General features: G+C 41.0%; 8 protein-coding genes. All 8 read left to right on the top strand.

Annotated features, from left to right (window positions below; genetic code table 11):
- Positions 1 to 12: 12 nt before the first annotated feature.
- The 8 genes from AB1Z56_RS14105 to AB1Z56_RS14070 all read left to right on the top strand — a co-directional run bounded on the left by AB1Z56_RS14105 (position 13) and on the right by AB1Z56_RS14070 (position 12,826).
- Entirely contained in the window at positions 13 to 1,626 is a 1,614-nt protein-coding gene (locus AB1Z56_RS14105) for a DUF6850 family outer membrane beta-barrel protein (RefSeq protein ID WP_426789416.1), read from the top strand.
- Complete coding sequence (locus AB1Z56_RS14100) at positions 1,616 to 2,785, top strand: cytochrome-c peroxidase (protein WP_426789415.1); 1,170 nt, start codon at positions 1,616 to 1,618, stop codon at positions 2,783 to 2,785. The genes AB1Z56_RS14105 and AB1Z56_RS14100 overlap by 11 nt, the downstream gene beginning before the upstream one ends.
- A 165-nt stretch (positions 2,786 to 2,950) precedes the next feature.
- Complete coding sequence (locus AB1Z56_RS14095) at positions 2,951 to 3,535, top strand: RNA polymerase sigma factor (RefSeq protein WP_309362642.1); 585 nt, start codon at positions 2,951 to 2,953, stop codon at positions 3,533 to 3,535.
- Positions 3,536 to 3,591: 56 nt separating this feature from the next.
- Positions 3,592 to 4,740, top strand: a complete 1,149-nt coding sequence (locus AB1Z56_RS14090) for a FecR family protein (RefSeq protein ID WP_426789414.1) — start codon at positions 3,592 to 3,594, stop codon at positions 4,738 to 4,740.
- 24 nt (positions 4,741 to 4,764) lie between these two features.
- The gene (locus AB1Z56_RS14085; RefSeq protein WP_426789413.1) at positions 4,765 to 8,370 is read left to right on the top strand and encodes a SusC/RagA family TonB-linked outer membrane protein; all 3,606 of its coding nucleotides are present in this window, start codon (positions 4,765 to 4,767) and stop codon (positions 8,368 to 8,370) included.
- Between the two features lie 12 nt (positions 8,371 to 8,382).
- On the top strand, positions 8,383 to 9,807 hold the full coding sequence (locus tag AB1Z56_RS14080; protein ID WP_309362645.1) for a RagB/SusD family nutrient uptake outer membrane protein: 1,425 nt from the start codon (positions 8,383 to 8,385) through the stop codon (positions 9,805 to 9,807).
- Positions 9,808 to 9,827: 20 nt separating this feature from the next.
- Complete coding sequence (locus tag AB1Z56_RS14075; RefSeq protein ID WP_426789412.1) at positions 9,828 to 12,278, top strand: zinc-dependent metalloprotease; 2,451 nt, start codon at positions 9,828 to 9,830, stop codon at positions 12,276 to 12,278.
- 2 nt (positions 12,279 to 12,280) lie between these two features.
- Entirely contained in the window at positions 12,281 to 12,826 is a 546-nt protein-coding gene (locus tag AB1Z56_RS14070; protein WP_309362647.1) for a DUF3347 domain-containing protein, read from the top strand.
- Positions 12,827 to 13,101 lie beyond the last annotated feature (275 nt).

The following is a 13,101-nucleotide window of genomic DNA, read 5'->3' as shown; positions in this document are numbered from 1 at the left end:
GAGGACAGAACAATGTATAAAAATAGTGCTATTGCACCCATATTTATTCAGATGAAAAATAGTATTCAATTTGTCATGTGTCTATTAATTGTTGGGATATCCCAACTTCAGGCCAAAGTAATATCAGGCCAAGATACATTAAAATATATCCAATATATCGATCAGGATAGCTTGCAACTGCGGTTGCGGCAATTCGCTGTTGACAATCCCATGTGGTTGGAAAAATTGGTGCCTGTACGTTACAGTTTAATTCGCATGGGCTATAATTCCGTTTCGGGCGAGTATCGTCGTGCTCAGGAAGCACAGGCTGTAAAAGGTTTAAATTTTAGTTCAGAAGGAGCAGTTACGATTAAAGATGTGCGCCTATGGGGACGGTTTAATTATAACAGATCCATAGAAGACAGTACGCGATTTGCACATCAAACACGGGAAAATACTTCTACACCTTGGTATTTTGGTTCTTATGGGTATAATCATTATGAGCGTACGACCTATCGGATTCAGGCACGTGGTCAACGTTCTTTTGCCGCAGGTAAATATGACCTGTTCGGAGGTTTTGACTATCAAGTCGGTAGCCATTTTAGTAATAATGATCCAAGGGGCAGTATCGATGTCATACAGTTCAATAGTTCGTTGGGTGGAAGCTTGCGTATTGCCCCGACATGGCGTATTGGTCTGGAAGGAAAATATGGTTATGGACAAGAGAACGTTGAAATTGCTTATAAAAATTCGAACTCAGCGTCAAGTGCTGTCGAATCTCCATACATGAATTATATCATAAGGGGATATGGCTGGAAAGTGGGGGATTGGCTGACAGAGAAAAGCATGTTCTACCAGAATGACATGCAGCGTTTGGGCGGTAAGTTAAACTTTTCATGGAATTCGACCTTTGGTGATTTTTACGGAAATGTAGCTTATCAACATGAACAACAGAAATATAGACAGGTATTACGAAACGAGTCCCGTATCAATGAGCTTAGTTTATATAACTTGAACAAATTAGATTATACATTGCTATGGAGTCTGGCACGGGCCAACCGGCGATATATGGCTTCATTTGTATGGTCTGATCAGCGCGGGAAAGATCAGGTGACGGAAAGTGCCAATGCGCAAAATTATGTCTATCAAAATGACAATGGAAAACTGGAGCTGTCGTATTTGGTCGCTCAGAAAAAATGGAAGCAATATTACAGTGCTTCCATTGGGGTGCTGAACGAAGTCAAAAGAGATGGCGGAACGGGAACGACTTTGGACTATGATCAGTTAAACTATGGGGTGAATGCAGCATGGACGTACTGTACCTCGACTAATCAAGAAATAGAATTCGGTCTTGGTGGTTTCGTTCGGAATAACATTGGGCTCTCGTGGTCCTTGCCTGCGATCAATGAAAATGTGTTTCACCAATATGTATTCTATCATGATATCCTTTACAATCGTGCAAATCTATATGGTGGTAATGTAAAATTGGGATTCAAACAGCGTTTGCGAAAAGGAAATTTTATTCATGTCGTGGCCGATTATGGTTATCGTAAAGCCGATGGTTTTGGTGAGTTGGAGCGAACAAATCTTGCTCCTTTGGGGACTGATCGTAAGCAATTTAATTTAATGCTTTCTTATGGTTTTTAATAGGGTGAAGCTACTAAAGAAGAATATGATATGGGGAGCAGCCATAGTGCTAGTTCCTTTTTTGATTTCGGCATTTGCCAATAGACCGAGCGAGCAGGAGGACCTGGTCGAATTGCGCAAACGCTATAGCAGCGGTAATATGGCACTATGGCCAAGGCCAAATATAGACCCTTCTGTCAGCAAAGGCTTTGTGGATATTGGGGTATTGCCCCAGGTGAACTATCCTGCTGATAATCCATACAGTAAGGAGAAATCACTTCTAGGCAAGCTGTTGTTTTTTGACCCTCGGCTTTCGGCTTCAAAGCAGATTTCCTGCGCGAACTGCCACGATTCTCAGCTGGGCTTTGGCGATGGAAAAAGTTTGGCGCATGGTCACGGAAGACGCGAAGGCAAGCGAAATGCAATGACCTTATATAATGTCGCTTTCTATAAATCCTTTATGTGGGATGGGCGTGCCAAGAGCTTAGAAGATCAGGTGCTGCTGCCTACACAAGATCACGTTGAAATGAATACACCATTGGATACACTCGTAGCGCACGTCAGGGAAGTCGCAGGCTATGCAGCCTATTTTGAAAAGGCTTTTGGAGACAAAAAAATCACCTTGATGCGTATACAACAGGCATTGGCTACATTCGAGCGTGGTATAGTTAGCTATCCAACGAAGTTTGACCGTTTTGTAAGTGGACAATCCGATGCCCTAAATGATGCCGAACTGACGGGCTTACATCTGTTCCGTACGAAAGCACGCTGTATCAATTGCCACAATACAGCTTTGTTTTCGGACAATCTTTTTCACAATGATGGACAAACTTTATATGGCACTAGACAAGAAGATTTTGGACATTATAAACTGACTGGAGATCAAAAAGATATTGGTGCATTTCGTACCCCATCGCTTCGTAATGTCTCGTTGACGGGCCCTTGGATGCATCACGGCAATTTTCCAACATTGCGTGATGTCGTCGAATTGTACAATCTTGGCAATCCTGCACCGATTCAACGACATGTAGAGGTGGATGAGAAGACACGACCTATCCACTCGCCTTTATTAAAAAAACTAAATTTAACACCAGGGGAAGTTGAGGCTGTAATCGCATTTTTACAGGCAATAAGTTCACCTACGCAACGCCGTATTGCAATGCCTGAGCTTCCGCATTAATACAATCTTTCTATGGTAGTATATTCTGCCGTAGAAAGATAAAGCCTTTTGATAGCATGGGGCACTTCGAAGTATGCTGTGTTTTTTATATGTTAAAAAATCGTAAATTCGACTGCTTTTTTCATTTAGTATAATGAAAAGCACTAACCATTAGAAAAGTTTGTAATGGAAGCTACCGAAGAGAATACAATTTTGAATTCGTTATCCCAAGGAGACGAACTCTCTTTTTTTATTTTGTATGAACGATATAGTCATGCCTTATTCTCCACTGTTTTTCGAATGGTGAAGGATAAACAAGTCAGTGAAGAGATTGTACAGGATGTGTTTCTAAAAGTTTGGCAAAAAAGATCCACCATCGATCCGAATCGAAGTTTTAAGTCTTGGATCTTTACTATAGCTAAAAATGATGTTATTTCTTGGTATAGAAAATTAGCGAAAGAGGCCGCGTTGCAGGAAAATTTATACCAGCATTTTGAGCAACTTTATGTTCTGGAAAAAGAGGGGGATATTCAAGAAAAACAGGCTGCATTATTAGACCGAGCACTCAATTCCTTAAGTGAGCGAAGAAAAGAAATATTTGTTTTATGTAAAATAGAGCAAAAAAGCTACGAGGAGGTCGCTCAGAAATTGAATATTTCTGTATCTACAGTAAGCAATGCCATGGTCAAATCCAATCAACATATTCGACAATTTGTGCAGGATCACTATGATGAGATTTTAGTTATTCTTGTAGGTTTCTATTTTTTTTAAAAAAAATACAGTAACGATAGTGTTTTTGCTAATAAGTTGCGTATTAACTTATAGATATGGCAAAGAAAATAGAAAATATTTACAAGAGCTATTTGGATGGAAGCATCAATCGTGTTGATCTTGATACGTTGCTCTGTTATTTTGAGCAAGCGAGCGATGCTGAATTGGAAGATCTTACATCCTTAGTTTTTAACAACTTTGAGCTTGATATAACCGAGGAACCATTTGTTGAACATATCTCCGTTATTCGACAAAGACTAGAAGATAAGCTTAGTGAATCCAAAAAGAAACCTTTTAAACTAGGACAAATATGGTGGGCAGCAGCATCTATTCTGCTGGCATTAGGAATAGGCACTTGGTTTTATATGGGGCAAGAAGCATCGGATATGCCTATTGTGGCTCCCTCTGAGCATATTTTGTATGTAAAAGATAAATTGGGCAAAGAAATTGCGATTTCACCTGAGACGGATTCTATCTGGGAGATGGGAGATATTGCATTTTCTCGGATTGACAGCCAGACTGTGAAAGTAATCGCTTTAGGTAAAAAACCTAGCTTGCAAACAATATACACGCCTAACTCTGACTTTAAACTTGTATTGGAAGATGGATCAAAGATTACACTGAACGCGGCCTCTACCTTACAGTTTCAGATTCCTTTTGGTCTTCAGGAAAGAGACGTATCGCTAACAGGAGAAGGATATTTTGAGGTCGCGCATGATGTCCAAAGACCATTTATTGTACATGCGGGGGTGGCAAGAGTAGAAGTGCTGGGCACAGTATTTAATGTGCGAAATTATGCCAATGACGGACATGTAATTACTTCTCTACTTTCTGGTAGGATCGCTTTAAGCAAAGCTGGAAGCACTGAAAGAATTGTACTCCATCCTGGAGAAACAGCCGTAACCGATCATAAAGGAATACATCTTGAAAATCTTGCTCCTAAGCAGGTATCTGCTTGGACCGTTGGTTACTTTGAGTATCGCGATCAGCCCATCAGTACCATATTGTCCGATTTGTCCAGATGGTATGCCGTCGATGTAGATACCAGTACATTGCCTGCCGATCAAGCTATCTTTATGAAAGTTAGAAAGAATATTCCATTGCAAGAAATGCTGGACTTATTGAATGAAGCGAGTGGCTTAAACTTTCAGGTGGAGCATAAAAAAATCACATTAAAAACAACGAATAAAAATAATAACAACTAAATATTACATTTACCTTCATCTACCATGTCACACCTAACCCAAAAGCGACCGGTATTTTTACGGAAATACCTGAGTTTGGTCGCTGGAATTGCCTTGATGAGCATGCTCGACCCCTATGAACTGCATGCACAACAAGTACAATTAAATTTTAAAAATGCCGACGTCAAAGAGGTCATTACCAACTTATCGGATCGTTATGGCTTTGAGTTTGTTTTCGATGGCAGTTTGCTCAAATCGGCACGCCCAATAACTGCTAATCTAAAACTATCGAGCGTTGAAAACGCTTTGTCTATTTTGTTTAAAGATCAGCCCTTCAGCTACCGTTTGGAGAATAAACGAATCATTCTCTATCGTAAGGCTGTATCGACAAGTCATCAGGTTGTACGTGGGAAAGTTATAGACAGTTTGGGCAATAACATTCCGGGTGTTTCTATTCACAATTTACAGGACAATAGCCAGGCGATGAGTTCGGGCGATGGCGATTTTGAGATCGCTGTTCCCAATTCAGCAATTGAATTGTCTTTCAGTCACGTGTCTTTTAATGAGAGAACGATGCGTTATACGGCAGAGCAAGTCGAGCGACCTGTACGAGTGATGTTGAGTCCAAAAGAGTCTATGCTGAACGAGATTATGGTAACGGGATACCAACGGATCAGCAAGGAGCGTAGCCCAGGGGCCTATGCTATGATTAACAACGATCAATTGAACAAACAGATTAATGTCGACCTAACCTCTGCGTTAGAGGGACAGGTAGCTGGATTGACGTATATCAAAAGTGCGACGCGTACGGATCCAGACAAGCCCGTACTCCGGGGTATCGGAACCTATTCCAGTGCGGTAACCACCAATCCATTAATTGTCGTGGATGATTTGCCGACCGAATTTACCTTGAATGATATTAATCCCTATGATGTAGAGTCAGTCACGGTCTTAAAAGATGCAACAGCAGCGTCGATATACGGTGCCCGTGCAGCCAATGGTGTTATTGTCGTGACGACGAAGAAAGGTAAGGGGCAAGGTGTTTCTGTAAACTTTAATGTGGATCAGTTCATTACACAGAAGCCAGATATCACTAAGATGCATTATGCAAGTACGTCTGATCTGATCGATTACGAAACAGATGTGTATAAGCGGGAATTGTCACGTTATGCGAATAGTGAAGCCTTATTTGATCACTATGGAACGCTTGGAAGTGGTAATCTAAAATATTATTCGCCACTGTACGATCTCTTTCGAAAAGAATCTATCGGTGAAATTAGCGCACAGGAGCGAGAGCAAACGGTTAATTCATGGCGGAGCAACGATTACATCAAGGAGTTTGTCGACAATGTATGGCAGAATGAAACGCGCCAACGTTATAATGCCAGCATCTCGCAAAACTCCAGCAAGAGCAATACTTTTGTTTCCTTTAATTATGATAAAGGTAAAGGACAGGTGATCAATGATAAGAACGAGAAATTTAACCTTTATCTGAAATCGACTTTCAATCTTACCAAATGGTTGTCGGCAACAGTGGGATTGAATGGTACCTATGGCGTCGACAAAAGTACGGATGGTGATTATAACAATTTGTTTTTACAACCACGTTATGCGCAGATCAAAGATGAAAATGGGAATTTGGTTTATAGTCCGTATGTAAAATTGCCCAGTGCAGTAGGTCCAGGATCAGCCGTTAACGGCGAGACCGCAGAACAGATTGCTGCAAATGGAAATTTGAAAAGTACCTCCTTTAATGTGCTTGAGGCAGTAGGAGAGGGTGTTGAGAGCAATAAGAGCTTAGGTCTTCGCGCATTTACGTCTTTGCGGGCTAATCTATACAAAGGACTTTCATTTCAGACGCAGTTTTCATACGAACTGGGTCAGACATCACGGGAGAGTTTTTACGACGAAGACAGTTACATGATGCGCATGGCTTCCAATGCGATGGTTAGTTATAACGCTGCAACAGGGGTGTATACAAAGAATTTGCCAGCAGGCGGCCGTTACTATCAATATGAGACTAAACGTTATAGTTATACCTTTCGTAATCAGTTTAACTACGATAATACCTTTGGACAATATGGAGAGCATCAGTTGACGGCATTGGCCGGATTTGAGATGCGCCAGGCGCGCGTACCTCGTCCTATTGAACAATTGCTCGTAGGGTACAATCCTGTAACATTGACTTCTACCACAGTTGATTGGGCAACTTTAAGCAAGTCTGGCATAACGAGCTATATCTATGGTGGTAATAATCGTCTGTCTGACTTGAACAGTGGGGCGCAAAAGGAGACCCTACATCGGTATACTTCTTTGTACGCCAATGCAGGGTATACCTACAACAATCGGTACAATTTGACTGGAAGTATTCGGGTAGATCAGGCGGATTTATTTGGTGTGGATGCTAAATTTAAGTATCGTCCACTTTGGTCTGTCGGAGCAGGTTGGAATGTCAGCAACGAAGACTTTATGAAAACTGAAGACTGGTTGAATTCCCTTAAACTGCGGGCGACATACGGTATTACCGGTAATGTGGATCAAGCAAGTTCCAGTTATGGTACTGCCACCTGGAAATCAGATAAGCTTTTCCCTTACCTCCAGTATCTAGAGCAAAGTTCGCTGCCCAACCCGATGTTGCGTTGGGAAAAAACAAGTACGACAAATTTCGGGGTGGATTTTTCGATTTTGGACAATCGCTTGTCGGGAAGTGTTGATGCTTATAATCGTTATAGTTCGGATTTATTGATCAATTCTGTCTTGGATCCTACTGTGGGCGCAAGTTCGCGTGTAATTAACAATGGTGCGCTGCGCAATAAAGGTATTGAATTTAATGTTAATGGTGTCTGGTTGAAAAAGAAAGACTTTACAGCGAGTACGCAACTTGTATTTTCATTCAATAAGAATAAGGTCGAGAAAGTGAATGGCTTAACTTCTACAGCACAGTCTTATATAGGTTCTCCAAGTGATTATTTTTTTGAGGGAAGCAGCTATAATTCGATTATGGCCTACCGCTATGGAGGAATGGTGAATGGTTACCCTTATTTCTTGGATCAAAATGGTGAATCAAATGTTGTCTTTGATGAGAATGGTACACCAACAAGCATCAAGGAGATCACCTCACCAGATGCATTAGTAAATATGGGAACCTTGTTTCCTAAATATACGGGCTCTATCAATCAGCGTCTGCGCTACAAATCTTTCGATCTTTCGGCTATGTTTGTGTTCTCTGGTGGACATAAACTGCGTAAAGATGCGATCGACCTCGGTAGTAATGAGCTGACAAATGCTGGTTTGGTCAATCGATGGGTCGCAGGTGCCGATAACGATTACCCAAGATTGGTGGTTGACTACCCGGAACAATTAGTTACCTATGCGGATAGAGTATCTACCTTATGGCGGTATAGCGATAAGCAGATCGTTTCGGCAGATTACGTAAAGTTGCGAAATGTTGCAGTAGGCTATCAGTTGCCAAAACAATGGGCAGGGAAAGCCGGTATGCAAAATGTAAAATTAACCTTGCAGGTGAATAATTTGTGGACCTGGAGTGCAGCTGGTGATGATATTGATCCGGAAGCGTATGCCCTCAATAGCGGAACACGTACTTTTCCATTGGCTAAATCATTCCTTATGGGGCTTTCACTAACTTTTTAATCCGAATTTAAGATGAATTTTAAAACTTTAGCGGCGGCATTTTCGACTCTGATAGTCTTTTCTGCTTGCGATAAATATCTTGATATAACACCTAAAGGCTCACAGTTGGTGAGTACAGCACAAGATTACTATGATTTGGTAGCCTATCCGAATAGGGGGTATCCCATCAATAACTTTCAGTATCTGGTCGATGACCAGTATATGAAAGAGTCCAATGTAATCGGTCTGACGCCTAATATCAATACGATAAACTTCTTGTTTCAAGAGCAGGAAGATCGGGTAGCTCGACTCAATGGATCCAATTTTTACAATCAATGCTACAAATATATCGCCCAATGGAATATGATTATTTCTTTGGTCGATGAGAGTACAGGAGATACTGCATTAAAAGGACTTGCGAAAGCTGAGGCCAAGATGTTGCGGGCATTTGATTATTTCCATTTGATCAATGTCTATGCAAAGGCTTATGATGCGACGACTGCAACTCAGGATGGTGGAGTCTGTATTATGGACAAATATGATCTTGAAGCGACTCCTGTCAAATCAACGGTACAGCAGGTTTATGATTTTATTCAAAAAGATATCGAGGAAGCATTGCCTTACTTGCAGGAAAAACCTTCGAATCCCTACCATCCATCATTAGCCTTTGCTTATGCATTGAAAGCCAAAGTACATCTTTTCAAAAGAGAGATCGCCGCGGCGCAAGCTGCGGCAGAAAAAGCCTTGCAGTTGAATGGTCAGCTTGTTGATCTGGTTCAATATGAGAAATTAGGGGGACCTAGCGTTGTGCCGATGATCGCAGAAAATAATCCTGAAGTACTGAGTTTTATGTATGTAACAGGCTATAATGAGATGAATTATGGATACAGCTATATGCTGAGTCCAGAATTGACAGGTATGTTTGACAAAGAAGACAAACGCTTTAGTTTATTTTATACAAAATCAAATGCTAGCTTTCTAGATATTGGCGCAGGAGCAAGCTACTACAACGTCAAGTATACTGCCTTTTTCTTTCCTACGGTAGGTTTGAAAACACCGGAACTCTACCTCATGTTGGCTGAATGCTATGCGCGTCAGGGTCAATTTGCCAATGCGGTTAACATGTTGAATACCTTGCGCAAAACTCGGATCGAAGGCGATAAAGCAATTTTAGCAGTGCCAGCAACGCGCAAGGAAGTGATGGATTTGGTCATTAACGAACGCCGTCGTGAATTGCCAATCGGTTTCCATCGTTTTTTTGATTTGAAACGTTTTAACCTGGAACCTGACTATGCTAAAACACTCGTGCGTGTATTTCCGATTGTAAACAAAACCGTGGAGCAAAAGACCTATACGTTGGCGCCAAATTCAAGAATGTATATTATTCCATTTCCATTGGATGTCATGAAATTGAATCCAAACTTGCGCTTGAATACCGATGAAACTGTACCGTTTTAATATATGCTATAACATTACACATGAAAAATAAAATTATCTACAGTACTCTTGCCTTGCTTTTGTCTGGCAGTATGGTTCAAGCCCAACAAAACTTGAACAAGACAGACACTGTAAAATCAAAAAATGATCTGAATGAAGCTTACAGCAAGATTCTAAATAAGAAAAAAATTGTTAGGTCCGGTGTTTTTAATGTCGTGGAGTCTGAAAAGAAATGGTATCTGGAAATACCGGATAGTTTGTTGAATCGTTACTTTTTGACGGTAACACGTTTGGTGTCCGCCCCACAGGGGTTTTCCATGTATGGTGGCGAAAAATTGAATGAGCAGACACTTTATTTTGAAAAAGGCCTAGGGGACCGTATACAGTTGCGGGCCGCTATCTACAGACAGGATGCGCCGGAGACCGATGTCATTCGCACAGCATTAATGCAGTCTCAAGAGGATCCTATAGTCGCCGTTTTAGACATTAAAGGACTTAATGCTGCAAATAATGGCTATTTGGTGGAGGTGACTGATCTGTTCAGAAAGGACAATACAGCAATTTCATTTGATAGTAAGCTGAAAAGTGAAAATAAGCTATCATCGTTAGCAGACGATCGGTCTTTCATTACAGACATGAAAGTATTTCCAATCAATTTGGAAGTAAAGACAACAAAAACGTATTCGTCAACAGCAGGCACACCGGCTGCAAGCTTGACTGGGGCGATGACTTTTACAACCAACACTTCCATGGTACTACTACCAAGGGTACCGATGAAAAAGCGGATCTTCGATGAGCGAGTGGGCTATTTTGCGAATAAGTACATCTTGTTTACCGATAAAGATCAGCGTTCTAAAGCATTAAATTTTATACAACGCTATCGCCTTGAACCAAAAGCGAAAGATGTAGCACGCTACTTAAAAGGCGACCTTGTGGAGCCTCAAAAGCAGATCGTGTACTATATTGATCCGGCAACACCAAAAAAATGGCGTCCTTATTTGATCGCGGGTATCAATGACTGGAATAAAGCATTTGAACAGGCGGGGTTTAAAAATGCAATTGTCGGTAAAGAATGGCCGGAGCAGGATACGACAATGAGCCTTGAAGATGCACGGTTTTCTGTGATTCGTTATTTTGCATCCGAAAAGGCAAATGCTTATGGGCCACGTATTTCTGATCCTAGAAGTGGTGAGATCATCGAAGCACACGTCGGTTGGTACCATAATGTGATGAAACTTGTACAACAATGGTTTATGGTGCAAGTAGGGCCATTAAATAAGGCCGCTCAAAAAATGCAGCTGGATGACGAGGTAATGGGCCAGCTAATCCGCTTTGTTTCGTCGCATGAAGTTGGGCATAGCTTAGGTCTCCGTCACAATATGGGAGCAAGTAGTCAAACTCCTGTGGAGAAATTGCGCGACAAGAAATGGGTGGAAAAAAATGGCCATACCGTCTCTATTATGGATTATGCACGTTTTAATTATGTCGCACAGCCCGAAGATGGAGTCGGTTTGTCCGGTATATATCCGCGTGTAGGTATGTATGATAAATGGGCTATTCAATGGGGATATCAGTATCTTCCACAATATTCGAATGGCGAAGACGAAGAGATTTACCTCAAAAAACAAGTAACTGATAGCCTGACCGCTAACCCGAAGTTATGGTTCGGTGGCGAAGGAAACGATGAGGATCCGCGCAGTCAGAAGGAAGATCTTGGCGATGATTCGATGTTGGCAAGTACGTATGGTATCAAAAATCTGAAAAGAGTTGTTTCCCACTTGGTCGAATGGACTGATGAACCGGGAGATGATTATAGCAACCTAAAAGACATGCATAAAGCAGTGCGCGGACAGTTTAATCGCTATCTATATCATGTGTTGAAAAATATTGGAAGCCAGGAGATTACCAATAAGGTGCGTGGTCAGAAAGGAGCTGTTTATACGGCTGTTCCCCGCGAGAAGGTAAAGGCTGCAGTCCAATATGTGAACGATAATGTATTTGCCCCACCATTATGGTTGTATCCGCAGAATATTCAGGATCTGATTGGAAAAGATGCGAACAAAGAAATTACGGATCAACAGGAACAGATGTTAAATATGTTGTTGAGTCCCGGTTTACTTTATAATGTTTATATGAAGTCCTTGAACAATGAAAAGGCATACGGACTCGCTGAATATTTGAAGGACATTGGTCAGGGTGTTTGGACCTTGCCGGGAGGAGATTTGCGGATAGATGCATTTAAACGTGGGCAACAACGTTACTTTTTGGAAAAGGTAAATCAAATTGTCAACCCTAAAATCGCGCAAGGATCGGATATCATTACGCAGGCACAGCGTAGCGATGTACAGCTGTATGTCCGGACTTACCTGCCTACTTTAGTTGAACAAATTACGCAACTCGCGACAAAACAGGCAGCTAGCCTGAATAAACAACATCTGGATTTGATGTTGTTAGAAATTAAACGGATTCAAAATCAAATTAACAAAGACTAAAAATGAAAAATAGTTTAAAGAAAATGTATCTGACATGTCTGATCGGCCTAATGATGATTTCTTGTCAATCAAGTCAAGGACAGGATATTGCGCAAGAACAACGGGATAAGTTATTTAAGGCTTATATGGAAGTGAAAAAAGATATTACGGATGATAACTTTGCCGGTAGTCAGGAGCATGTAGCTCAATTAGAAAAAGAAGTACAAAACTTTCGACTAAAAGGTCTGCAGATCGATGATATGATGCGACTGAAAAAGGTAAGTCAAACCATGAAGACAGATGCTGCTGGATTGAAATCAGCCCAAGATATGGAATCGATGAAAGTCTCATTTTCTGCAGTATCTCAATCCCTTTTTACCATTTTAGAAACGATGAAATGCGTGGATGAGGCTGTTTATTTACAGTATTGCCCGATGGAAAAAGGCTATTGGTTAAGTTATGATAAAGAGATTGAAAATCCTTACGCGGCTTCGATGCGTCATTGCGGGCAATTGGTCAAAAGGATGGCCGACGCAGATTATCCCGAGCCTCCTGCTAGCTGCCATTAAGAATGTTTTATGATAAGTAAAACATATTCAGGGAGTTCTTTTCCTTGGATATGTTTTACTTTTACCTCTCCAAGAATATCTTTGTTTTCTCACCTATAATAAGTATTCATATTACAGTTAAATGATGCGATGAAAATGTCATAGTTCCGAATAAAAAATACTTCTTCTTCTTGCTTTCTATTTTAAGTTCAACTGGATTAGAGCTGACCAAGTGTTACCGAAGTATCGCGATTATGAATTAAAAGTACACTAATATTGGGGAAATCAAAGCGATA

Source organism: Sphingobacterium sp. WOUb80 (assembly GCF_050058145.1).
Taxonomy (GTDB): Bacteria; Bacteroidota; Bacteroidia; order Sphingobacteriales; family Sphingobacteriaceae; genus Sphingobacterium.
The sequence above is the reverse complement of the archived record's forward strand: the minus strand, read 5'-3'. Positions and strand labels throughout refer to the sequence as shown.

Bases quoted from the DNA above. Each gene is read 5' to 3' on its own strand.
- AB1Z56_RS14105 (WP_426789416.1), top strand. From the start codon at position 13: ATGTATAAAAATAGTGCTATTGCACCCATATTTATTCAGATGAAAAAT.
- AB1Z56_RS14080 (WP_309362645.1), top strand. From the start codon at position 8,383: ATGAATTTTAAAACTTTAGCGGCGGCATTTTCGACTCTGATAGTCTTT.
- AB1Z56_RS14100 (WP_426789415.1), top strand. From the start codon at position 1,616: ATGGTTTTTAATAGGGTGAAGCTACTAAAGAAGAATATGATATGGGGA.
- AB1Z56_RS14085 (WP_426789413.1), top strand. From the start codon at position 4,765: ATGTCACACCTAACCCAAAAGCGACCGGTATTTTTACGGAAATACCTG.
- AB1Z56_RS14090 (WP_426789414.1), top strand. From the start codon at position 3,592: ATGGCAAAGAAAATAGAAAATATTTACAAGAGCTATTTGGATGGAAGC.
- AB1Z56_RS14070 (WP_309362647.1), top strand. From the start codon at position 12,281: ATGAAAAATAGTTTAAAGAAAATGTATCTGACATGTCTGATCGGCCTA.
- AB1Z56_RS14095 (WP_309362642.1), top strand. From the start codon at position 2,951: ATGGAAGCTACCGAAGAGAATACAATTTTGAATTCGTTATCCCAAGGA.
- AB1Z56_RS14075 (WP_426789412.1), top strand. From the start codon at position 9,828: ATGAAAAATAAAATTATCTACAGTACTCTTGCCTTGCTTTTGTCTGGC.